The following is a 21,919-nucleotide window of genomic DNA, read 5'->3' on the forward strand; positions in this document are numbered from 1 at the left end:
GTCCGGCTCAGGCCACGACCTTGGCTGCGCCGTGGTCAAGCCGTTCGCGCTCCCTGGCGAGGTAGTCCTCGATCGCCGCGCCCGGCATGGGCTTTGCGAAATAATAGCCCTGCACGAAGTCGCAGCCGAGGCGGCGCAGGCTGTCGAGCTGGGCGCGGGTTTCGACACCTTCGACCACGCAGGCGATCTCCATGTCGTCGCACAGGCCCGTCAACGACTTGATGATCTTGTGGCTCACAGGATTGTCGTTGATGTCGGCGACGAAGCTGCGGTCGATCTTGAGCTTGTCCAGCGGCAGCCGGTGCACGTGGCTCAGCGACGAATAGCCGGTGCCGAAGTCATCTAGCGAAATGCCGCAGCCCATGGCCTTCAGCGCCGCGATCGACTGCTGCGCGCGCGCGAAGTCGAAGGTCACGGCCGTCTCGGTGATCTCGAAGTCGAGCCGGCGCGGCGGCACGCCGCTGTTTTCGATGATGGCGATCAGCGGCAGGATGCCGTCGGGCGAGCAGATGTCGTGGGCCGAGAGGTTGAACGACAGGCGGGTATGGTCCGGCCAGGTCCTGGCCGCCGCGAGCGCGCGCACCAGCAGCGCCTGCGTCAGCGGACGGATCAGGCCGATGCGCTCGGCGGCCGGGATGAAGTCGGCCGGCGAGACCCAGCCGAGGCGGGGGCTTTGCCAGCGCGCCAGCGCCTCGAAGCCCGCGGTATGCTCGCTCATGGCATCGACGATCGGCTGGAACACCAGGTCCATCTCGGCGCTGAAATCGGCCGTGCGCAGCAGGGTTTCGATCACGCCGCGGCTACGAATCTCGGCCTCGTGCTCGCTCGAGAAGATCACGGTGCGGCCGCGCAGATGGCGTTTGGCGTGGTAGAGCGAATAGTCCGCGCATTCATAGAGCGCTTCTGCCGTCGACGCCGAGCGCGGGTACAGCGCAAAACCGATCGAGCACGACAGGCCGGTGTGGGCGGTGTCGAGCTGGTAGGGTAGCTTGACCTGCTCGCCGATGCGTTCACCGAGCCGCTCGAGATCGGCATCTTCGGGGTCGCCGCAGACGACGAGACCGAACTCGTCGCCGCCGAGGCGCGCGAACTCCACACGCTGCGGGCCGAAGCCCTCGCAGACCTCGCGGATGCGGCGTCCAGCCTCGATCAGGACTCGGTCGCCGACCGAATGGCCGTAATTGTCGTTGATTGGCTTGAAGCCGTCGAGATCGATGATGCCGACTGCGACGCGCACGTGCCTGCGCTCGGCATCGTTGAAGGCGCTCGACAGCTCGGCGAAGAAGCGGCGGCGGTTCGGCAGCTCGGTGAGGGAATCCAGATTGGCGAGACAGAAGTTTTCGTCCGACAGCGCCTGCGTCGCCGCCTGCTGAACCAGCAGCGATTTGCGGCTGGCGACGAGATCGGCGAAGTCGCGGTAATAGATGAACAGCACCGTTACCATCGCGCCGGAGACCAGGAGGTTGTTGACCGCAATCGCCTTCAGCGTCGGTTCGCCCGTCGCCCAGAAGAACAGCACATAGGGCACGTCGACGATCAGCGTCACGATCAGCGCAGCCGAACGCAGATGCATCAGTGAGAAGATGCAACCGATCACGGTCACGGCCATGTAGAACGCGACCTGACTCCTGGCGAAGGGATCGCCGTACGGATAGAGCGCGAACGACCAGGCGGTGAAGCCGGCGGCGATCGGCAGCGTCATCCAGTTCGTGGCGCGCAGATTGCGCAGGATGTCGGCATCGCTGCGCACGAAATGGCGCTGGCGCAGCCACCAGAAGGTCCGAAGCGCGGCGAGCACCGTGAGCACGCCCGGCACGATCATCGTCAGCCAGTCCGGTGCGACGTTGACGTAGGTATAGGCCACCGCGATCGTGTTGCTGATCAGGATGAAGTAGAGCAGCGGAATCTGCTTGGAGAAGGCGTCGAACTGCGCGCGCGTCAGGTCCGGATCGTCGGAGACGCGAAACAGCTGCATCGCAGCGGCGAGGTAGGCCTTCAAATTGACGGCAGGCATGGCAATACGCGCCCCAAATCCCTTCAAAAACGAAGTCGATCTTGCACGGCGGGAGTAAAGAGGGCGTTAGATTGGTTCCTTCCGGAACTCTAGTTGCGGTTGCGCGCCGTCGCGGAACGGGCAGCTCGCGTGCATTGGTGAGAGACTGTTAAGGATGCGCGGCTGGCGCGGATGCCGTCTCGCGCCGCAGATCGTTGCAAACGATCGCGGCCACGTTCCGCTAACCATACAGGACCCGGCCAGACATCCCGTCGCGGCGCGACGCTTTATCGCAGCGGAAAAGGATCAGGCGAGCGCGACCTGGCGTTCCCGCACGGGCTCACGGTTGCGATCGGCGCCGCGCGGTTCGGCGAGCCGGGTGAAGCTGCGCTGGCCGGCGTGCACGGGCGCCTCGACGATGACGCCCTCGCACACGACCTGTCCGCCGAGCATCCTGAATTCGAGCTTGTCGTAGCGCGGCATGGTCTCGCCCGGCTCCGGCGGCAGCAGCCCGATGCGGCCCTGGATGTTGAGCGCTGCATCGCCGGTGCCGTGCAGCCGCGGGTTCCACATCCTGATCCCGGTCTCGGCCCAGCGTTGCCGGATCAGCGCGGCGCGATCGGTTGGCTCGACGATCTTTGCGCGAGGCTTCTTCGGAGTGGCAGCCGGAGGAGCCTCAACCTGTGCAGCGACGACAGGAGCGTCGGCGACGTCGGCCACGGGATCGCTTGCGACGACCGGCTCGATCCCCATCACGACATCAGGAGCCGCCTCGGTGTCGATCCTGACCTCGGCGACGACAGGCGCCGCGATGTCGGCATCGCAGTTGATGACGGGCTCTTGAGGTTCGGCCGCTTCGAGTTCGGCAGAAGCGACCGGCGCCTCTTCCACGAGTTCGGGGTCGGCGTTCGCCAGCAATTCTGCGGGGAGGCCGCTGATGACGACGGGCTCGGGAGCATCGATTGCTCCGACCTCGACGGACGGTGCCGGAGCCTCATCCACGTCATCAGGCTCGACATTCGCCAAGCGTTGCGCCGGCGGATCGCTGCTGATCAGTTCGGGCGCATCAACCGGCTCATGCGCGATCTCAACCGAACAGATTGAAATCTCCTCGACGACGCCGGGCGCAATTGCTGCCAACGTCTCCGGGGACGAATCCTCGCCGGCGATTGTCTCGGCGGTCGGAGCGGCCTCTGCGATCGCGATGACGGCGGGCTGTTCATCCGCTGCGCTCGGCGTCAGCTCGATGCTGCCGCTGTGCGGCAGGGGCCGAAGCCGGTTGAACGCCCATTTCACCGCAGGAATGCGGCTCAGCAACGATATCAGTCTCGAAAGCACTGGGAGTTGTCCAAGAGGTACTCGGGGCCGTGGGCTTCAGCTGATTCGCCAGCAATGTGAAAAACTGCCCCGGCCGTCACGCCCCTGTCAATTGAGGCGGGACCAATTGCAGAACATCTGCACAGGCCGGCGGGCCACAGCGTTCATTCGAAATGCATCGATGCAAGCGGATCTTCGTCATGATCGGGCAGGCGCGACGACGAAAAAGGCATGACGGCGCGCTCTGCTTTGCGGCTGTTCGAACGCGCCGGCGCATGCTTGCGGACGAGCGCCATGGCGAGCGCTTCGCAGTCTGTGGTTTCGTTGCCCCAGGCGCAGTCGACGCTCGAGGACTGTCCAGGCCAGGCCTGCGCTGGACCCGCGATCGCAAGTGAGAGGATGATCCGCAAGGTGGCAATGATATTTGTCTTTGTCATGGGACGCTCAAAGCTGTTGTATCCCTAGGGATCGGCCGGAACGTGCGAAATTCCGCGCCGCCACGTGATTGCAGGACTCATCACGTGAGGTTCAACAGCCGTGAGGCCGGCGTGAAGCAACCGCCGACACGGCGGCCAAGCATTCCGCCCTCATCGTCAGGGCCCGCCGGATGCAGAGTCTCGAAGGATGCGTCGCAGGAGGACCGCCCTATACGCGATAGCGCTCATGAGGCGCACACGCCCAATGTCGGGCTTTCCTGCGTCATCCTCTCCATCTAGTTTGAATCATCTGAGAGTGAGGACGATATCATGAAGAAGCTTGCCGCCATCGCAGCGGTTCTGGTCTGGTCGACATGCGCGATGGCGCAGGACCGCAGCATCACCGTGGCCTCGACGACGTCGACGGAGCAGTCCGGCCTGTTCGGCTATCTGCTGCCGCTGTTTACGAAGGCGGAAGGGATCGTGGTGAAGGTGGTCGCGGTCGGCACCGGCCAGGCGCTCGATATCGGGCGGCGCGGCGATGCCGACGTTGTGTTCGTCCATGACAGGCCGGCCGAAGACAAGTTCATGTCGGAAGGCCAGGGCGTGAAGCGCTTCGACGTGATGTACAACGACTTCGTCATCGTCGGCCCGAAGAGCGACCCCGCAAAGATCGCCGGCGACAAGGACGTCGTCGACGCCCTGCGCAAGATCTCGGCGGCCAAAGCGCTGTTCATCTCGCGCGGCGACAAGTCCGGCACGCATGCCGCCGAGCTGAGATTGTGGAAGGAGGCCGGTGTCGATCCCGCTGCCGGCAAGGACGGCTGGTATCGCGAGATCGGCCAGGGCATGGGCCCCGCGCTGAACATGGCGTCGTCGTCGAATGCGTATCTGCTGTCAGACCGCGGCACCTGGCTGTCGTTCAAGAACAGAGGCGAGCTTGCGATCCTGACCGAAGGCGACAAGCGGTTGTTCAACCAATACGGCGTCATGCTGGTCAATCCGGACAAGCATCCGAACGTCAAGGCGAAGGACGGGCAGGCCTTCATCGACTGGCTGATCTCGGCGAAGGGGCAGGATGCGATCGCCGGCTACAAGGTCGGCGGCGATCAGCTATTTTTCCCCAACGCGTCCCACTAGCAGGAAGGCGACGGTCGAGACCGCGATGCTGAGCGCGAGCAGGATCAAACCGAGCCCGAGCGCCAGCGGCAGGTCGCCCTTGCTGGTCTCCAGCGCGATCGCCGTCGTCATCGTGCGGGTAAAGCCCCTGATATTGCCGCCGACGATGATGATGGCGCCGACCTCGGCGATGGCGCGCCCGAACGCGGCGAGAAACGCCGTCAGCAGCGAGGTGCGGCCGAGCGCGAACAACAGGCCGATGCTGCGCAGCGTCGAGAGCCCGTCGATCCGCGCGAGGTCGCCATATTCAGCCCATAGCAGGCTCGCCGGCCGATGCACCAGCGCGACCACGATCGGGGTTGCCAGCAGAGTCTGCGCGATCACCATCGCCGTCGGCGTGAACAGCAGGCCGGCCGCGCCGAGCGGACCGGAGCGCGACAGCAGAAGATAAAGCGCGAGCCCGACAACGACTGGCGGCAGGCCGAGCAGCGCGTTGGTCAGCACGATGATGACTTGGCGCCCACGAAAGCGCGTGATCGCCAGCAAGGCTCCGAACGGCGCGCCGATCAGCAGCGCGATCATGCTGGCCGTCAGGCTGACGCGCACCGACAGTGCGACGATGCCGAGCAGCTCGGGATCGGCCTCGCCGATCAGCGTGAATGCGGCAACGATGGATCGCGTGAAATCGTTCATCCGGCGTGATGTCTCGGCGCCAGGCCGAATGTCAAGGGATGGTCACTGCCGTGGCCGCGACCTCGCTTCAAAACTCGTCCCTGCCGTCGTGACGAGTGTCAGAGAATACAGGCACGGAGCGGCTTGGATACTCTCAGGGGGCGAAACCAGCCGCAAAACTCGGGCCGATCAGGCCGCGAGGTCGCCAAATCATGTCCTTTGCCTACGGAAAGGCGGCTTTATTCTCGCCACGGATGCGCTAAGGAAGAGCCTGGATGCGGTGCAGCACGCAAAGCGCGCCGCGGCTCGAAATTCAGGTCAAACCGGGCACGCTGCCGCTCAAGGCCGGCCCGTCAACGAGAAGGACGTCATTCCATGATCAATACCGTTGGCATCATCGGAGCCGGGACCATGGGCAACGGCATCGCCCAAATCTGCGCCGCGGCCGGGCTGTCGGTCGTGATGGTCGACATTTCCGATGCGGCGGTGAACCGCGGCATCTCGACCGTCGGCGGCAGCCTTGAGCGCCTGGTCAAGAAGGAGAAGATCTCGGCGGCCAACCGCGAGGCGACGCTCAAGCGCATCACCGGCACCACTGATCGGGCGAAGCTTGCCGACTGCGATCTCGTCATCGAGGCCGCGACCGAGAACGAGGAGCTCAAGGTCAAGATCCTGAAGGACCTCTGCGCCACGCTGTCGCCGCGCACGCTGGTTGCCACCAACACCTCGTCGATCTCGATCACCAAGCTTGCCGCGGCGACCGATCGTCCCGATCGCTTCATCGGCATGCACTTCTTCAACCCGGTTCCGGTGATGCAGCTGCTGGAACTCATCCGCGGCTTGCAGACGTCCGACGACACCCACGCCACGGCGCTCGACTTCGCCCAGCGCGTCGGCAAGGTGGCGATCACGGCCAAGAACAGCCCTGGCTTCGCCGTCAACCGCATCCTGTGCCCGATGATCAACGAGGCGATCTTCGCGCTCCAGGAGGGCATCGCGACCGCGGAAGAAATCGACGCCGGCATGAAGCTCGGCTGCAACCATCCGATCGGGCCGCTGGCGCTGGCTGATCTGGTCGGCCTCGACACCATGCTGTCGGTGATGGAGGTCTTTTATAAAGGCTTCAACGATCCTAAATACCGTCCAGCCCCCCTGCTCAAGGAAATGGTCGATGCCGGCCATCTCGGCCGCAAGACCGGGCAGGGCTTTTATAGCTACGGCGCGTGAACCTGTAATCGCTGCAAAGATGGCGCTGTAGGGTGGGTTAGCTTAGCGGCTGCGCGAAGCGCGGTTCGTTGAGTAACCCACCAACTTCGGTCGCATGCGCAGAAGCATGGTGGGTTACGGCTTCGCCCAACCCACCCTACAATAATGCTCAAGGAGCATGCGCCGGGCTCGAATTTGCCCGCCGCCCAACCCGCAATTTGCGCCACGACAAAGACGTCGCGCGCACTTGGCCCGACAATGTTGAATGGGCGGCTCGCGGGAACAACAAATCGGAAAACGAAGGACATGTCGGATCGACTGAAGGCCGAGCGCGAGGCGGCGGCCGCGCGGCGGAACCTGCTCACCCAGGATGCGATCGAGCGCACCGGGATCACCGAGGAGATGATCGGGGAACTCGTCACCCGCTTCTATGGACGGGTGCGTGAGGATGCACTGCTCGGGCCGGTCTTCGCGATCGTGCAGAATTGGGACGAGCATCTGGCCAAGCTCAAGGACTTCTGGTCCTCGGTGGCGCTGATGAGCGGCCGCTATCACGGCTCCCCGATGCGGGCGCATATGCCGCTCGGCTTGAAGGGCGATCATTTCGACCGCTGGCTCGACCTGTTCGAACAGACAGCGCGCGAGGTCTGCCCGCCGCCGGCGGCCGGCCTTTTCATCGACCGGGCCCGTCGCATCGCTGACAGTTTCGAGATGGCATCGGCCACCATCGCCGGCCGCATCGCATCGCCGCGCCATGTGCTGCGGTCCTGAACGCGCGAAGCTGCCATGAGACCTTGCGGTTGAATCGCTTAAAAGTTGCATCGTCTGGCCAACCGCGTGCCGCACCAATTCCTGGAGCATCGACCTGATCTGCAAAATCATCATGCCGATCGCGCGGCATGATGTGGAAACGGCAAAAACGCGTTTGAATGCGTGCAATCGTGTTCAATCAAAGCGAGTAAGGCCATATTGATGCACTGCGGCGCCAATTCTTCGCCTTCATTTCGGCAGAGTTCCAGCGCCTGCTAGCATGCATGTCGAATGCATCATCCAACATCGCATCGTCATCCTCCGACAACATTGCGGAACCTGAAACCTGCGCCGAGCAAACGCGACGAGCGCTGCTGCTCGGTGCGCTCGCCACCACGGCCTGCCTGGCCAGGCCCGCGCCAGCAAGGGCTGACGATGATCAGCCGGGTGCTGACGAGCGGCCGCAGAAAGGCGATCTGCTCGTGCTCTCCGAGGGCGACAACGAAGGTCAGCTCATCAAGCCGGACGACCTGAAGCTGGGCGGCCCTCCGGTTCGCGCCTGGCCGAAGGATCCAAAAACCTCTGTCGTTCGCAGCGGCTCACGCCTGAACGAGATTCTTGTCGTGAAGCTCGACGCAAACGAGCTCGATGAGACCACGCGCGCACGCGCAGCCGGCGGTATTGTTGCCTATTCGGCGGTCTGCGCTCATGCCGCCTGTCCGGTAACGGAATGGGTGAAGGCGGATCAGGGGGGCGACGTGACCGTCTTCAAGTGTCCCTGCCACAACTCCGAATATGATCCTCGCCAGGGCGCGCAGGTCGTGTTCGGGCCCGCCCCACGACGCCTCGCGGCACTGCCGCTGTCGTTAAGCGACGGTTCGCTCAGCGTTGCGGGTGGCTTCATCGGAAAGGTAGGTGGCGCGCAGCAGGGATGATGGATCGTGCGGGATACGCCCGCCTCACGAGAGGCCGCATCCGCCCAGCGGCGGATTTCGGGACGAACGACAAGAATTCAAAACAAGAATTCATTCGGATGAAAAGGGGAAACGTCCATGAAAACGTACATGACCAGGAAGCAATGGTTATTGTCCGGCTTCGTCGCCTTCACATGTGTCGTCTCGACCGCCGTGATCGCCGGCCCGATCGAGAATTACGCGCCCGTCACCCAGCAGCGCCTGGAAAATCCGGAACCCGGCAACTGGATGCTTTATCGGCGCACCTATGACGGGCAGGGCTATAGCCCGCTCGACCAGATCAACACCTCGAACGTGAAGGACCTCACGCCGGTCTGGACATTCGCCACCGGCGTCGTCGAAGGCCATGAGGCGCCGCCGATCGTCAACAACGGCGTGATGTTCGTGGCGACCCCGATGGGGCAGGTGATCGCGCTGAATGCGAAGACCGGCGACGAATATTGGCGCTACAAGCGGCAGCTCCCCGACGATCTGTTCCAGCTGCATCCGACCAGCCGCGGCGTCGGCCTGTGGGAGGACAAGCTCTATCTCGCCACCACCGACGACCACGTCGTCGCGCTCGATGCCAAGACCGGCAAGGTGATGTGGGACACCAAGGTGCAGGATTACAGGAAGGGTCAGTACATGACCCTGATGCCGCTGATCGTCGATGGCAAGGTCATCGTCGGCGGTTCTGGCGGCGAGTTCGGCGTGCGCGGCTATGTCGCTGCCTACGATGCCAAGGACGGCAAGGAGCTGTGGCGCACCTTCACCATTCCTGGCGAGGGCGAGCCCGGCCACGACACCTGGCAGGGCGACGACTGGAAGAACGGCGGCGGCTCGGCCTGGATGACCGGCACCTACGACAAGGACACCAAGACGATCTATTGGGGTGTCGGCAATGCCGCGCCGTGGCCCGGCGAGATGCATCCCGGTGACAATCTCTATACATCGTCGGTGCTCGCGCTCGATCCCGGCAACGGCAAGATCAAGACCTATCACCAGTACCACCAGAACGATTCCTGGGACTGGGACGAGGTCGATGCGCCGATGCTGGTCGATCTCCAGCGCGACGGCCGCAGCATCAAGAGCCTGATCCATCCCGGCCGCGATGCCATCTTCTGGGTGCTCGAGCGCACGCCGACCAAGATCAACTACGTCGCGGGCTGGCCGTTCGTCTCGACCGACGTCTGGAAGGGCATCGACGAGAACGGCAAGCCGATCCTCGATCCCGATCACAAGCCGGTGGTGGGCAAACGCGTCGAGTTCTGTCCGTCATTGTGGGGCGGCAAGGACTGGCCGTCGGCGGCCTACAGCCGGAAGACCAGTCTCGTCTACGTGCCCGCGAACGAGAATTTCTGCGGCGGCTTCACCGGCGAGAAGATCCCGCTCAAGCCCGGCGAGCTCTGGCTCGGCACCAAGCCGGAGGACATCGGCCTGAAGACCAAGCCGGGCGCCGATCATTTCGGCGAGATCCAGGCCTGGGATCCCGCGACCGGCAAGAAGGTCTGGCAGCACAACTTCCCGAAGTCGCAGATGTTCGGATCGGTGACGGCCACCGCAGGCGATCTCGTCTTCGCCGGCGGCACCAACGACCGCAACTTCCGCGCCTTCAACGCCAAGACCGGCGAGCTGCTCTGGGAGCAGAAGACCAACTCAGGCATCATGGGCATGCCGATGTCCTATGAGATCGACGGCACGCAATATGTCGCGATCCAGTCGGGCTGGGGCGTGGACGCGCAGCGGATCCAGGACGCGCTCGCGACCAACAATATCGGCATCGAGTCCAACGTGCCGCAAGGCGGCGTGATCTGGGTGTTCGCGCTGAAGAAATGAGCTCCGCAGGCGGATCGAGAGACGCGGAGCGACAGGGGGCAAATGCGGCGGACGGCAACGTCCGCCGCATTTTGCGTCCTTTCATTCCTTCTCCCCTTGTGGGAGAAGGTGGCGCGAAGCGCCGGATGAGGGGTTGCTTCAGCAGCTTCATAAGGCAGTTGGATTCGCGGAGACAACCCCTCATCCGAGGGAGTGCGCATCTCCCAGCGTCGCTGCCCCTCCCGCAAGGGGAGAGGGCACATTCATGCGGAGCCGTCAGGTCACTATTTGCCCTGCCGATCGACCTTGTCTTTCTCGGCCTGATTCATCTCCCGAACCTTCGGATCGGTGCTGCTCTGACCTGTGGTCTGGGTGGTCGAGGCGGGTGGGGCGCTGGCGTTGGGAAGCGAGCTCTGGTCCGGCGCGGTGGGGCGCGTCGCCGTGGTCGGCGGCGTGGTGTTGCTGCTCTGGGCGAACGCGGCCGCCGTGGTCAAAAGAAAGGCGCTCGACAGCAGCGAGACTGCGAGCGCCCTGGGAATGTTGATCATCGATCTGCTCCTGTCAGATCGATGGGAAACGGCGCGACGCCGTTTGTGTTCCCGCTAAGCCTCAAGTTGCTTGCCGATCGGAAGCGCGCGGATGCGCTTGCCGGTCGCGGCGAAGATCGCGTTCATCAGCGCCGGTGCGAAAGGCGGCACGCCGGGCTCGCCGACGCCGCTCGGCGGCGTGTCGGATGCGGGCGGCACGATGTGGACGTTCGTCACCAGCGGAGCCTCGTCGATCCTGACGACCTGGAAGTCGTCGAAGTTCTTCTGCTCCACCTTGCCGTCCTTGAAGGTGACCGCGCCGTATTTGGCGAGGCTCAGGCCCATGATCGCGGCGCCTTCGATCTGGGAGGCGATGCGCTCGGGGTTGACATAGGTGCCGCAGTCGATTGCGGTGTCGACCCGTGGCACCGTCAGCTTGCCCTTTTCGTCGACGGCCACCTCGACGATGGTGGCGATATAGCTGACGAAGCTGCGGTGCACGGCGATGCCGAGCCCATGGCCCTTCGGCACCGTCCGTCCCCATTCGCCCTTCTCGGCGACCAGCTCGACCACCTTGCGCAGGCGCGCCGTGTCGATCGGGTAGCTGTCATAGGGCTCGCCGTAGTTCCAGAGGTCCTTGACGTTTGGCTTGACGATGCGCGGGCTGCCGATCAACGCGAGCAACGTCTCCTTCTGGTCGCGCCCGGTCGCATTCGCGATCTCGCCGACCATGGATTGCACCGCGAAGGCGCGCGGGATGTTCGAGACCGAGCGGAACCAGCCGATGCGGGTGAACGCCGCGGCTTCCGGGTTCTCGCAGGAGATGTTGGCGATCTCGAACGGCATGTCGACGAGCCCCATGCCGAGCTCGAACGACGCTGCATGCTTGGCCCCGGCCGCGAAGGTCGAGGCGATGGTCGGCGCCACGCTGCGATGACGCCAGGCGATCACCTTGCCGTCCTTGTCGAGCCCCGCCTCGATCCGTTCCACCGAGACCGTGTGCAGGAAGTCGTGGTGGATGTCGTCCTCGCGCGTCCATTGCACCTTGACCGGCACGCCGAGCTCCTTCGAGAGCAGCGCTGCCTCGAGCGCATAGTCGCATTTCGATTTGCGGCCGAAACCGCCACCGAGCAGCGTGACGTTGACGGTGACATTGCCCTCGGGAATGCCGAGGGTCTTGGCGATGTCCTCGCGGGTCCCCCCGGGGCTTTGCACCGGCGCCCAGATCTCCGCCTTGTCGCCCTTGACGTCGGCGACCGCGACCGGCGGCTCCATGCTGACATGGGCAAGATGCGGCAGGTAGTATTCGCCTGTTACGACCTTGTCGGCGGACTTCAGCGCGGCGTCCGCGTCGCCCTCTTGCCGCACGACCAGACCCGGCTTGCGCGAGGCCTCCTCGAGCTCCTTGCGGTAGGCGACGGAATCGTACTTGCCGTTGGCGCCGTCATCCCAGACCAGCTTCAGCGCGTCGCGGCCCTTGATCGCAGCGCCGGTGTTGCGGGCGATGACGGCGACGCCGCCGAGCGGCTGGAATTTCGACGGCCACGGCCAGCCTTGAACCTTCATCACCTTCTCGACGCCGGGCACTTTCAGCGCCGCGTCCGGATCGAACGAGGTGAGCTTGCCGCCGGTCACCGGCGGGCGCGCGATCACGGCGTATTTCATGCCGGGAAGACGCACGTCGGCGCCGTAGCGGGCCTTGCCGGTGGTGATGTCGTGGAGATCGACGATGCTGACTTGGCCCTTGCCGAGATAGCGGAAGTCTTTCGGATCCTTCAGCTTGAGGCCTTCGACAGCAGGCACCGATTCCTTGGCAGCATCGGCAGCCAGCTCGCCGAAGCCGAGCTTGCGTCCGCTGGCGCTGTGGACCACCTCGTGATTGACCGCCTTCACCTCGGTCGCCGGCACATTCCAGCGCTTGGCCGCAGCCTGCTCCAGCATGGTGCGGGCGGAGGCGCCGATCTGGCGCATCGGGATCAGATAGTGCCGCGTGCTGCGCGAACCATCGGTGTCCTGATTGCCGAACTTCACCTCGTCGCCAGGAGCCTGCTGCACCTTGACCTTGGACCAGTCGGCCTCCATCTCCTCGGCCACGATCAGCGGCAGGCTGGTTCGCACGCCGGTGCCCATCTCGGAGCGGTGGGCGAGGATGGTGACGGTGCCGTCAGGCGCGACCGCAACGAACACGCGCGGATCGACCACGACGCCATGCGGCATCTTGCCGGCGCCGGTCTCGTAGGCAAAGGCCTGCCGCGTCATCACGGGCGCGGCGAGCACGAAGCCGCCGGTGACGCCGAGCCCCTTGAGGATGCTGCGGCGGGAGATCTTCTCGACCTTGATGTTCTTCTCGAAGCCACGGAGCTTGCCGGGATTGTCGATGAAATTCATGTCACACTCCCGTCGATGCGAGATGAACCGCGTTCTCGATGCGCTGATAGCAGCCGCAGCGACAGATGTTGCCGGACATCGCTTCGCGGATCTGGTCGTGCGATGGCTTGGGATTGTCCATCAGCAGCGCAGCCGCCTGCATGATCTGGCCGGCCTGGCAGAAGCCGCATTGGGGAACGTTGACCTGGCGCCAGGCTTTCTGGACAGGATGATCTCCGTCCGGATGCAGCCCCTCGATCGTGGTGACCTCGCGCCCGGCGACATCGTTGATCGAGGTAATGCAGGAGCGCACCGCCTCCTTGTCGACGATGACGGTGCACGCGCCGCAAAGCGCCTGGCCGCAGCCGAACTTGGTACCGGTCAGGCCGGCTTCGTCGCGCAGGAACCAGAGTAGCGGCAGATCCGGGTCGCCGTCCCAGCTCTGTTCCTGGCCGTTGATCTTCACCTTGATCATGATCGTCCCTCGCTCTTCATAAGCTTGCTGATTTCAACATTGCCGATTTCGGTCGGCGCAATGCCCGTAGTGTCGGTGTGATTGCATTCCAACTCGTCGTCCCACACGGGCAGGTCCCGGCGGGAAGCTGGAATGCGAATCGTGATGTCCGGATGTGCTCGATACCTCCCGTTTTGTTCTTATTTGATTGAACTCGCGCGGCATCGTGATGGCGCGACCGTAGCAGGAAACGCGCCGCACCGGCATTCACAGCCGGGTGTAGTCGACGTCGACAGGCTGCATCCGGGGTTTGTCAAAAGCAGGGCGCGACAAGGCGTCGTGCGTGGGGCGATCAGGAAATCGAAGCTGCAGCGAAAAAGCTTCGTCCGCCAGAGGGACTGGGCGGACGAAGCAGTAGTCCTCAGTCGAGGGAGGGAGAATCGCTGGGCCGCGCCGACTTCAAGACGGAAGAGGGGCGGCTCTGCGCAGTCATTCAAAGACCAGGACTGAGGGAGCGGGACGCGCTCGCATACGCAAAGCGCTCAGGCGGCAGCATGGCCGCAATCGTTCGAGAGCCGCACCCATCACGCTCGCTGGCGAACCAGCGAGCGGACGGGGCATCGTCACGCGGCCTTGTCAGGCAGCTTTGGCCTTCGCCACGTGGGTCGCGATCGCATCCATCAGCGCCGGCGACAGGCAGTCATAGGGCTCGAGGCCGATTTCCTTCAACCGCGACCGGATGCCGGCCATCTGCTCGGGCTTGACGCCGGACTCGATCACCGAGGAGACGAAAGCGGCAAATTGCGGCGCCTGCGAGCCCTGCTCCTGGAACAGCTCCGGATGGATGAAATCGAGACCGTAGAACGGATGGTTCTTGTTCTCGATCCGACCGAACATGTGGGTGCCGCAGGCCTTGCAGGCATGCCGCTGGATCACCGCGGAGGCGTCGACGATCTGGAGCTTGTCGCCGTTCTCGAGCACGGTGAGGTTCTGGCGCGGGACGACGGCCACGACCGAGAAGGTCGCGCCCTGCGGCTTCCAGCACTTGGTGCAGCCGCAGGCGTGGTTGTGCGCCACGTCGCCCTTGATGCCGACCTTGACCTGATGGTCCTTGCATTTGCAGGCGAGCGTGCCACCGGCAAAGTGCCCGGTACCTTGTTTGAGGCCGTTATCGATCGATGGGTGGAGTGCAACAGTCATGGGTCGATCCTCCTTGGGGGTGACGCTTGGGCTAGAACACGACGACTGAACGAATTGATTTGCCCTCATGCATCAGGTCGAAGCCCTTGTTGATGTCTTCGAGCTTGAGTGTGTGGGTGATCATCGGATCGATCTGGATCTTTCCGTTCATGTACCAGTCGACGATCTTCGGCACGTCGGTGCGGCCGCGGGCGCCGCCGAAGGCGGTGCCGCGCCAGTTGCGGCCGGTGACGAGCTGGAACGGACGGGTGGCGATCTCCTTGCCTGCTTCGGCAACGCCAATGATGATCGAGGTGCCCCAGCCGCGGTGGCAGGCTTCGAGCGCCTGGCGCATCACCGTCGTGTTGCCGGTGCAGTCGAAGGTGTAATCGGCGCCGCCGTCGGTCAGGGTAACCAGATGCGGGACGATGTCGCCCGTGATTTTCTTGGGATTGACGAAGTCGGTCATGCCGAACCGGCGACCCCATTCCTCCTTGGAGTCGTTGATGTCGACGCCGATGATCTTGTCGGCGCCGGCCATCTTGGCGCCCTGGATGACGTTGAGGCCGATACCGCCGAGACCAAACACGACGACGTTGGAGCCGGGCGTGACCTTCGCGGTGTTGACGACGGCGCCGACGCCGGTGGTGACGCCGCAGCCGATGTAGCAACTCTTGTCGAAGGGCGCGTCCTCGCGGATCTTCGCCACCGCGATCTCGGGCAGCACCGTGAAATTGGAGAAGGTCGAGCAGCCCATATAGTGGTAGATCGGCTTGCCCTTGTAGGAGAACCGGCTGGTGCCGTCGGGCATCACGCCCTTTCCTTGCGTCGCTCGGATCGCGGTGCAGAGATTGGTCTTCTGGCTCAGGCAGCTCTTGCACTGCCGACATTCCGGCGTGTAGAGCGGGATGACGTGATCGCCCGGCTTCACCGAGGTGACGCCCGCGCCGATCTCGCGGATGATGCCGGCGCCCTCATGGCCGAGGATCGACGGGAATATCCCTTCGCTGTCGAATCCGTCGAGCGTATAGGCGTCGGTATGGCAGATGCCCGTCGCCTTGATCTCGACCAGGACTTCGCCGGCCTTCGGTCCTTCCAGATCGACTTCGACGATCTCCAGCGGTTTCTTGGCTTCGAAAGCGACAGCGGCGCGTGTCTTCATCGGTAACTCCTCAAATTCTCGCAGGATGCCGAGACGTAAGTCTCGGCCGGGCTGCAAACGTTCACTTCTTGCCCATGCACGAGTCTTCATTCTTGGTATAGGCGTCGTTCTTGTCCTCATGCTTGGCCGGTCGGGCGCGACCCCAGGCGTCGTTGGAGCGGGCGCGCAGATAGATGTAGAGATCGTCCATGTAGCAGGCGACGTTCGGGTTATCGCCGAAGGCCGGCATCACGTTCTCTGCCGCGGTCGACACGTTCTTGCGACCAGACGCAACGGTGCTGAGAAAGTCGGCATAGCTCATCGTCTTGAGCGAATCCTTCAGCGCCGGCGCATAGGACGAGCCCATGCCGTCGGGGCCATGACATACATGGCAGTCGGAGTGATAGCGGCGATACCCGGAATAGGTATACCAGTCGACGGAGTCGCCGTTGATCTTGTAGGTCGGATTCCCGTCCTTATCGAGCCATTCGCCAGTTTCGTTCTGTTTGACGGCGGTCGGATCGCCCGATCCGTCCGCAACAGCAATTCCCCCGGACGCAACGAAGATCATCGCAGCAATGACAGAGCAGATTTTACGCAAGAGATGTTCCTCGAAGGCATCAGGTGGAGACAAGCCGGCGCGTGGAGCTGATCCACGCGCCGGAGCGATACCGAACAGAGACTAGTTGGGCAGCGAGAACACGGTCAGCGTGCCGCCGAGCGCCGTGTAGTTGCTGAGAGCCGCGTAGCCACCGACCGCGCCGAGGCCTGCGGTCGGGTCAGTCAGACCTGCTGCCAGACCGATACCGGCCCAGCCGCCGACGCCCGAGAGCACTGCGACATACTGCTTGCCGCCGTTCTCATAGGTGGTCACGTTGCCGATGATGCCGGAGGGAGTCTTGAACTTGTAGAGCTCCTTGCCGGTCTTGGCGTCGACCGCCTTCAGGTAGCCTTCGAGCGTGCCGTAGAATACCACGCCGCCTGCGGTTGCGAGTGCACCCGACCAGACCGAGAACTGCTCCTTGTTCGACCACACGATCTTGCCGGTCTTGCCGTCCCAGGCGATGAAGTTACCCATGTTGGTATCGCCCTGCGGGGGATACATCGAGAGCGTCGCACCCACATAGGGCTGGCCCGCGGTGTAGCTCACCTTGAACGGTTCGTAGTCCATGCAGACGTGGTTGGTCGGAACGTAGAACAGCTGCGTGTCCGGCGAGTAGGCTGCCGGCTGCTCGTCCTTGGTGCCGAGCGCCGCCGGGCAGATGCCCTTCACGTTGTGATCTTCGCCCGCCTTGTCGGTCGAAGCTGCGTCGAGCACCTTCGGACGACCATAGGTCGGCGAGTTCTTGTCCATGTCGACGCCGGAGGTCCAGTTCACCTTCGGATCGTACTTCTCGGCGACCAGAAGCTCGCCGGTGGCGCGGTCGAGCGTATAGCCGAGGCCGTTACGATCGAAATGCGTCAGCAGCTTGCGGGCCTGGCCGTTGATCGACTGATCCGAGAGGATCATCTCGTTGACGCCGTCATAGTCCCATTCGTCATGGGGCGTCATCTGATAGACCCACTTGGCAACGCCGGTGTCCGGGTTACGTGCCCAGATCGTCATCGACCATTTGTTGTCGCCGGGACGCTGCTTCGGATTCCAGGTCGAGGGGTTGCCCGATCCGTAGTAGATCAGGTTCAGCTCGGGATCGTAGGAAATCCAGCCCCAGGTGGCGCCGCCGCCGATCTTCCACTGATCGCCTTGCCAGGTCTTGAGGCTCGAATCCTTGCCGATCGGCTTGCCGAGTGCGGTGGTGCTGTCGTTGACCAGGATCTGGTCATCCGGCCCTTCGGAATAACCGCGCCAGGCCAGCTTGCCGGTCTTGATGTCGTAGGCGCTCATGTGGGCCTGAACGCCGAACTCGCCACCGGAGATGCCGATCAGCACCTTGTCCTTGACGACCATCGGTGCCGAGGTGCCGGTCTCGCCCTTGCTCGGATCGCCGTTCTTGGCGGTCCATGCGACCTGACCGGTCTTGGCGTCGAGCGCGACGAGAGTCGTGTCGGCCTGATGCAGGAAGATCTTGCCGTCGCCGAAAGCGAGGCCGCGGTTAACCGTGTCGCAGCACATCACCGGGATGACGTTCGGATCCTGCTTCGGCTCGTACTTCCAGACGATCTTGTTCTCGTTCGAAAGGTCAATGGCGTAGACCTTATTCGGGAACGGCGTATGGACGTACATCATGTTGCCGACGATCAGCGGGCCGCCTTCGTGGCCGCGCAGCACGCCGGTCGAGAAGGTCCAGGCAACCTGGAGCTTGCCGACATTTTGTGCGTTGATCTGATTGAGCTTGGAGTAGCGGTTGTTGGCGTAGTCGCCGGTCGGCATCACCCAGTCTTTCGGGTTCTGCGACATCTTGATCAACTCGTCATTGGCCGACGCGGTCCCGACGGCGAGAGCCGCCGCGGAGCCGAGAAAGGTCGCCAGTAGCACCTTGCGCATAGTCATTCCTCCGTTGGTCTCGTTTATTGTTTCCGAAGCATTGCTTAATCACCGGGCTTCTCGTCCGGCGTCTGCTCGTGCAGGGCGGTCACTTAGGGGACCAGAAACGATGCTGTGCTGTTTCCTCCTCCTGATGAGAGCTACGGGTCCACGTGCAGGAGCGGCCCGTTCTTTTTGTTCCTGCCGCAATCCCTAACGACTTCGCCAACGGGAAACTTGCCCAAGAGTGAACCCGCTTTGCTCGACAGCGCACGAACGCAAAGTTTTTGATTTTGCGGTAGCGAATTCAGCGGCTTCGGTGCGGCGCGGCGCCACGCTCAACGCTCAGGTTCCCCTTGACGGCGGTGCAACTAAGGCGGAGGATTAACCGTCAAGGGTGGCAAGGGAACGATGGCGCTCGTTTCAAAAGACCGCCTAAATTTGAGGTAAACGTCACGCAATCATGGCTGAGGGCTCCAGCAGGCGCTGGCCGCGATTCGCGTCGAATCTCCGGGTATCACCAGTGGCTGGATTAATGTCCGACACAATTCACACGCTCTCGACGACGGGACTGACGCCCAAGCGACAGATCCAGAGCTGGGTCGACGGATTGACGAGCCTGTGTGGTCACTTCGATGTTGATCCGCTGGAGGCGTCCTCGCTCGAAGGGCGCATCGACTACACCTCGGTCTCGCGGCTGAAGCTCTGTCAGATCGAAGTCAGCCAGCATCGCATCGCGCACACGCTCGCGCGCGCCAAGGCCAACGAGCACCCGTACATCAAGATTCATTTCCAGACCTATGGCGTGTCCTACTTCGAACAGGAAGGCCGCCACATCGAGCTGAATCCGGGCGACATCATCGCCTATGACGTCTCCTGTCCTCACTCGATCATCAGCCCTGCTTTCACACGCCATGACGTGGTGATCGTGCCGAAGGCCCTGCTGCGCGATCGTGGCTTCCCGTCACAGCGCATGCCGGCCTGCAAGCTCTCGGCAAAGATCGGAACGGGGCGAATCGCCCACGACTTCGTCCATGCCACGTTCGACGAGGCGGCGAAGCTGTCGGCCAACAGCGCGGTCGGTGTTGCCGATTCGCTGATCGACCTGCTGCTGCTGCCGCTGCGCGAAGCCGACACGATGTTCGATCGGGTCGGGCCCGAGGCGATGTACGTGCGTGCCCAATTCTTCATCCGCGAACATTTGCGCGATCCGGATCTGTGCATCGACCAGATCTCCGCCGAGCTCGGCTGCTCCAAGCGTTATCTGCACATGCTGTTCTCGGAGCGCGGCACCACGGTGAGCGACTACATCTGGCAGGCACGCCTGCAGAATTGCCGGCAGGAACTTGAGGCTCACGGCGGCAAGACCATCACCGATGTCGCATTCTCCTGGGGCTTCTCCAGCTCATCGCATTTCAGCCGCGTATTCCGGAAATATTTCGGCGTGGTGCCGTCCTCGATCCACAAGGCACAGCAGGGCGCGGTGGACGAAACCTAGGCGGGTCTGCTGCTTAACTCGAGGTAGCTACGTAGGGAATGCTGGTCACGAGCGCCGCGACCAGCGTTGCGTTGCAGAGCATGCCGCTCCAATGCAGTTGACGTAGTCGACGAACGGCATCGGGATCGCCGGCATCCCTGGCGCTGAGCTCGTCGTCCATCCGTCGCATGAACCAGCCGCGCCCCCGGATCGCGAGGGTCGCGATCAAGCCGATGCCCATGGCAAACAGCGGCCGACCAGCGACGAGGAAAGCCACGGTCGCAAGGACACCGGTCACGGCAATCATTCGGAATTGGATGTTGAACATCCCGCGCAGCAACTGCGTGACGGGCGGAATGTCGAGCTTCACCAGCAGGAATGCGGGCGAGGCCAGCAGGAAATAGCCCATCGGAAAGAGCAGGATGACCAGGGCGGCGATGGCGACGGCATCGGGTTTCATGCGCTCGGCCTTTCTTGCCCGGAGCAGAGAGGGGCGCCCGGCGACAGCGCGTGATCATAGCCGGCCAATGTGCTTGTGACACCAGGCTTTGTCGGATGCGCAGGGGCAAGCCGCCTGACTTCGGTGCGCGAGCTGACATCTTGCCTCACTCACGCTGTCATCGCCCGGCTTGACCGGGCGATCAGTACTCCGAGGCGGCAGGGATTGACCCGACAGGCCGCGGCGTACTGGATGCCCCGCCTACGCGGGGCATGACACGGGAGAGCGGCGCTGCATGGCGCCTCTGCATGACGTCCTCACCGCTGAATGATCTTCGTCCAGACATCGCCGAGGATCGCGGGCTCGCGCGGCGGCAGATAGGTGAGGCCGGCCTGCTTGCCGAATTCGGCGATCCTGCCCTCGGCGGCTAGATCCGTCAGCGCCGTGTTGACGCCCTCGATCAAGGCGGGATCGCCGTCGAGCCCGACATAGCCGCGATTGGCGCCGATCGGATAATAATAGCCGGAGGCGGTGATGGCGGTGTCAGGATGCGCGGCGCGATGGGCGTCGTAGCGGGCAAGGTCGATCAGGGTCGCGTCATAATCGCCACGATTGAGCGCGCCCAGGAGGTCGTCGCGGCCGGGAACGAGATGGGTGATATTGTCGATCAGCTTTCCCTTGTCGAACGTCATGAGGATGGCGTCGCCGAGAGAGCCGCTTTCGATCGCGAGGCGAAGCCCGGCGAGATCGCCGATATCGGCAACCTTGCGCTCGCGCGCCTTCGGCCCAAGGACCACCGTCATCGGCGAATAAACGTAAGGCTTGGTCGGCGCCAGCACGCCGAGTGCGACGCGGCGGCGATGGTCGTCACGCGTGGCGCCGGAGAAATCCGGCAGGCGCGCCGTCTTCATGCCGGGCTTGACCAGCGCATCCGTCGTCAACGCGTAGCCGCCGACGAGTGAGCAGCGGCCGTCGGACAGCAACGCATTGGCCTCGAGCTGCGGGCTCGAATCCTCATCCAGCTTGCTCTCGAACCATTGGATCCTGAGCTGCCGCCCCATCCGCTCCGCGATCGCCTGCGCCAGCAGCACGTCGAAGCCCGAATCCGGCTTGCCCTTGCGATGCGCCGAGAGCGGCGGGCGATCCTCGTCGAGACAGATGGCGAGGGGTTCGGCCGCCCAGGCTGGCGTCCAAGCCGCTGTCCAGGCCGCCGTCGCCGGAGTTGCGAGCATCGTCAGCAGCGCGAGCGCCGCAAGCCGGTCCCTCATGGCTTCCTCCGGCTCGAGATGAAGGCCCAGAGATCGCCGATGTCATCGTCGTTCAGGATATCGCCCCAGGGCGGCATCCTGTTGTTCTTGCCGTTCTTCACGGTGGTGACGAAGCGCGTCTTGTCATCAGGGAAGGCGCGCAGATCAGGCGTGATGGTGCCGGAGTTCATCAAATTGGGGCCGTGGCAGTGCGAGCATTTTTCGGCATAGGTCGACTTGCCGTGGTCGATCTGCGCCTGCAGCGGATTGCCGTTCGAATCATCCGCGGCACGAACGGTCGCCGCAAGCGCGACCGTCAGCACCGCGACGGTGGCGAGGATCGCCACCGTCTTGTGAGATATGTGCCTCAAAATGTCTCGCCG

The 21,919-nt window shown here is 63.5% G+C and carries 20 protein-coding genes; 6 read left to right on the plus strand and 14 right to left on the minus strand.

From position 1 onward, the window contains the following. Positions 1 to 7 precede the first annotated feature (7 nt). The 3 genes from XH91_RS10325 to XH91_RS10335 form a co-directional block, all read right to left on the minus strand. Positions 8 to 2,014: a putative bifunctional diguanylate cyclase/phosphodiesterase gene (locus XH91_RS10325; protein ID WP_128950504.1), complete on the minus strand. Its 2,007-nt coding sequence runs from the start codon at positions 2,012 to 2,014 to the stop codon at positions 8 to 10. Positions 2,015 to 2,299: 285 nt separating this feature from the next. Further along, positions 2,300 to 3,310, minus strand: coding sequence for a hypothetical protein (locus XH91_RS10330; protein WP_128950505.1), 1,011 nt, complete (start codon positions 3,308 to 3,310; stop codon positions 2,300 to 2,302). A gap of 164 nt (positions 3,311 to 3,474) precedes the next feature. Further along, complete coding sequence (locus tag XH91_RS10335; protein ID WP_128950506.1) at positions 3,475 to 3,747, minus strand: hypothetical protein; 273 nt, start codon at positions 3,745 to 3,747, stop codon at positions 3,475 to 3,477. A 309-nt stretch (positions 3,748 to 4,056) separates the two neighbouring features. Here XH91_RS10335 and XH91_RS10340 point away from each other — a divergent pair, with 309 nt between their 5' ends. Beyond that, positions 4,057 to 4,866, plus strand: coding sequence for an ABC transporter substrate-binding protein (locus tag XH91_RS10340; protein ID WP_128950507.1), 810 nt, complete (start codon positions 4,057 to 4,059; stop codon positions 4,864 to 4,866). On the opposite strand, the gene XH91_RS10345 is transcribed toward XH91_RS10340, so the two are convergent. Next, positions 4,840 to 5,538, minus strand: coding sequence for an ABC transporter permease (locus XH91_RS10345; RefSeq protein WP_128950508.1), 699 nt, complete (start codon positions 5,536 to 5,538; stop codon positions 4,840 to 4,842). The genes XH91_RS10340 and XH91_RS10345 overlap by 27 nt on opposite strands. Positions 5,539 to 5,892: 354 nt before the next feature. Between XH91_RS10345 and XH91_RS10350 the strand changes: the two genes are divergently transcribed. The 4 genes from XH91_RS10350 (at position 5,893) to XH91_RS10365 (ending at position 10,262) form a co-directional block, all read left to right on the plus strand. Then, positions 5,893 to 6,744 carry a 3-hydroxybutyryl-CoA dehydrogenase gene (locus XH91_RS10350; RefSeq protein ID WP_128950509.1) on the plus strand — a complete coding sequence of 284 codons (852 nt, stop codon included), beginning with the start codon at positions 5,893 to 5,895 and terminating at the stop codon, positions 6,742 to 6,744. Positions 6,745 to 7,029: 285 nt separating this feature from the next. Continuing rightward, the gene (locus XH91_RS10355; RefSeq protein WP_128950510.1) at positions 7,030 to 7,494 is read left to right on the plus strand and encodes a group III truncated hemoglobin; all 465 of its coding nucleotides are present in this window, start codon (positions 7,030 to 7,032) and stop codon (positions 7,492 to 7,494) included. A 263-nt stretch (positions 7,495 to 7,757) separates the two neighbouring features. Then, positions 7,758 to 8,408 (plus strand): QcrA and Rieske domain-containing protein, encoded by a 651-nt coding sequence (locus tag XH91_RS10360; RefSeq protein ID WP_128950511.1) that lies wholly within the window; start codon positions 7,758 to 7,760, stop codon positions 8,406 to 8,408. A 129-nt stretch (positions 8,409 to 8,537) separates the two neighbouring features. Then, the gene (locus XH91_RS10365) at positions 8,538 to 10,262 is read left to right on the plus strand and encodes a methanol/ethanol family PQQ-dependent dehydrogenase (RefSeq protein ID WP_128954790.1); all 1,725 of its coding nucleotides are present in this window, start codon (positions 8,538 to 8,540) and stop codon (positions 10,260 to 10,262) included. A 263-nt stretch (positions 10,263 to 10,525) separates the two neighbouring features. On the opposite strand, the gene XH91_RS10370 is transcribed toward XH91_RS10365, so the two are convergent. The 7 genes from XH91_RS10370 to xoxF5 all read right to left on the minus strand — a co-directional run bounded on the left by XH91_RS10370 (position 10,526) and on the right by xoxF5 (position 18,394). After that, positions 10,526 to 10,789 carry a hypothetical protein gene (locus tag XH91_RS10370; RefSeq protein WP_128950512.1) on the minus strand — a complete coding sequence of 88 codons (264 nt, stop codon included), beginning with the start codon at positions 10,787 to 10,789 and terminating at the stop codon, positions 10,526 to 10,528. A 54-nt stretch (positions 10,790 to 10,843) separates the two neighbouring features. Continuing rightward, positions 10,844 to 13,156 (minus strand): xanthine dehydrogenase family protein molybdopterin-binding subunit, encoded by a 2,313-nt coding sequence (locus XH91_RS10375; RefSeq protein WP_128950513.1) that lies wholly within the window; start codon positions 13,154 to 13,156, stop codon positions 10,844 to 10,846. A 1-nt stretch (position 13,157) separates the two neighbouring features. Further along, entirely contained in the window at positions 13,158 to 13,610 is a 453-nt protein-coding gene (locus tag XH91_RS10380) for a (2Fe-2S)-binding protein (RefSeq protein WP_128950514.1), read from the minus strand. Between the two features lie 615 nt (positions 13,611 to 14,225). Beyond that, positions 14,226 to 14,789, minus strand: coding sequence for an S-(hydroxymethyl)glutathione synthase (gene gfa / locus XH91_RS10385; RefSeq protein ID WP_128950515.1), 564 nt, complete (start codon positions 14,787 to 14,789; stop codon positions 14,226 to 14,228). 31 nt (positions 14,790 to 14,820) lie between these two features. Further along, entirely contained in the window at positions 14,821 to 15,930 is a 1,110-nt protein-coding gene (locus XH91_RS10390; RefSeq protein WP_128950516.1) for an S-(hydroxymethyl)glutathione dehydrogenase/class III alcohol dehydrogenase, read from the minus strand. A gap of 61 nt (positions 15,931 to 15,991) precedes the next feature. Then, complete coding sequence (locus tag XH91_RS10395; protein ID WP_128954791.1) at positions 15,992 to 16,480, minus strand: c-type cytochrome, methanol metabolism-related; 489 nt, start codon at positions 16,478 to 16,480, stop codon at positions 15,992 to 15,994. Between the two features lie 111 nt (positions 16,481 to 16,591). After that, complete coding sequence (gene xoxF5, locus XH91_RS10400) at positions 16,592 to 18,394, minus strand: lanthanide-dependent methanol dehydrogenase XoxF5 (RefSeq protein ID WP_128954792.1); 1,803 nt, start codon at positions 18,392 to 18,394, stop codon at positions 16,592 to 16,594. A gap of 514 nt (positions 18,395 to 18,908) precedes the next feature. On the opposite strand from xoxF5, the gene XH91_RS10405 reads away from it, so the two are divergent. After that, positions 18,909 to 19,871 (plus strand): helix-turn-helix domain-containing protein, encoded by a 963-nt coding sequence (locus tag XH91_RS10405; RefSeq protein WP_128950517.1) that lies wholly within the window; start codon positions 18,909 to 18,911, stop codon positions 19,869 to 19,871. A 13-nt stretch (positions 19,872 to 19,884) separates the two neighbouring features. Here the strand turns inward: XH91_RS10405 and XH91_RS10410 are convergent, their stop codons facing one another. The 3 genes from XH91_RS10410 to XH91_RS10420 all read right to left on the minus strand — a co-directional run bounded on the left by XH91_RS10410 (position 19,885) and on the right by XH91_RS10420 (position 21,910). Then, a complete protein-coding gene (locus XH91_RS10410; RefSeq protein WP_128950518.1) occupies positions 19,885 to 20,310 on the minus strand; it encodes a hypothetical protein in 426 nt (141 codons plus the stop codon). A gap of 296 nt (positions 20,311 to 20,606) precedes the next feature. Then, complete coding sequence (locus XH91_RS10415; protein ID WP_128950519.1) at positions 20,607 to 21,557, minus strand: substrate-binding periplasmic protein; 951 nt, start codon at positions 21,555 to 21,557, stop codon at positions 20,607 to 20,609. Further along, positions 21,554 to 21,910 (minus strand): c-type cytochrome, encoded by a 357-nt coding sequence (locus tag XH91_RS10420; protein WP_128950520.1) that lies wholly within the window; start codon positions 21,908 to 21,910, stop codon positions 21,554 to 21,556. The genes XH91_RS10415 and XH91_RS10420 overlap by 4 nt, the downstream gene beginning before the upstream one ends. Positions 21,911 to 21,919: the final 9 nt, after the last annotated feature.

This window comes from Bradyrhizobium guangzhouense (assembly GCF_004114955.1).
GTDB lineage: Bacteria > Pseudomonadota > Alphaproteobacteria > Rhizobiales > Xanthobacteraceae > Bradyrhizobium > Bradyrhizobium guangzhouense.

Bases quoted from the DNA above. Each gene is read 5' to 3' on its own strand.
- XH91_RS10345 (WP_128950508.1), bottom strand. From the start codon at position 5,538: ATGAACGATTTCACGCGATCCATCGTTGCCGCATTCACGCTGATCGGC.
- XH91_RS10405 (WP_128950517.1), top strand. From the start codon at position 18,909: ATGTCCGACACAATTCACACGCTCTCGACGACGGGACTGACGCCCAAG.
- XH91_RS10395 (WP_128954791.1), bottom strand. From the start codon at position 16,480: ATGATCTTCGTTGCGTCCGGGGGAATTGCTGTTGCGGACGGATCGGGC.
- XH91_RS10415 (WP_128950519.1), bottom strand. From the start codon at position 21,557: ATGAGGGACCGGCTTGCGGCGCTCGCGCTGCTGACGATGCTCGCAACT.
- XH91_RS10365 (WP_128954790.1), top strand. From the start codon at position 8,538: ATGACCAGGAAGCAATGGTTATTGTCCGGCTTCGTCGCCTTCACATGT.
- XH91_RS10410 (WP_128950518.1), bottom strand. From the start codon at position 20,310: ATGAAACCCGATGCCGTCGCCATCGCCGCCCTGGTCATCCTGCTCTTT.
- gfa (WP_128950515.1), bottom strand. From the start codon at position 14,789: ATGACTGTTGCACTCCACCCATCGATCGATAACGGCCTCAAACAAGGT.
- XH91_RS10340 (WP_128950507.1), top strand. From the start codon at position 4,057: ATGAAGAAGCTTGCCGCCATCGCAGCGGTTCTGGTCTGGTCGACATGC.
- XH91_RS10390 (WP_128950516.1), bottom strand. From the start codon at position 15,930: ATGAAGACACGCGCCGCTGTCGCTTTCGAAGCCAAGAAACCGCTGGAG.
- XH91_RS10350 (WP_128950509.1), top strand. From the start codon at position 5,893: ATGATCAATACCGTTGGCATCATCGGAGCCGGGACCATGGGCAACGGC.
- XH91_RS10360 (WP_128950511.1), top strand. From the start codon at position 7,758: ATGTCGAATGCATCATCCAACATCGCATCGTCATCCTCCGACAACATT.
- XH91_RS10375 (WP_128950513.1), bottom strand. From the start codon at position 13,156: ATGAATTTCATCGACAATCCCGGCAAGCTCCGTGGCTTCGAGAAGAAC.
- XH91_RS10380 (WP_128950514.1), bottom strand. From the start codon at position 13,610: ATGATCAAGGTGAAGATCAACGGCCAGGAACAGAGCTGGGACGGCGAC.
- xoxF5 (WP_128954792.1), bottom strand. From the start codon at position 18,394: ATGCGCAAGGTGCTACTGGCGACCTTTCTCGGCTCCGCGGCGGCTCTC.
- XH91_RS10335 (WP_128950506.1), bottom strand. From the start codon at position 3,747: ATGACAAAGACAAATATCATTGCCACCTTGCGGATCATCCTCTCACTT.
- XH91_RS10355 (WP_128950510.1), top strand. From the start codon at position 7,030: ATGTCGGATCGACTGAAGGCCGAGCGCGAGGCGGCGGCCGCGCGGCGG.
- XH91_RS10370 (WP_128950512.1), bottom strand. From the start codon at position 10,789: ATGATCAACATTCCCAGGGCGCTCGCAGTCTCGCTGCTGTCGAGCGCC.
- XH91_RS10325 (WP_128950504.1), bottom strand. From the start codon at position 2,014: ATGCCTGCCGTCAATTTGAAGGCCTACCTCGCCGCTGCGATGCAGCTG.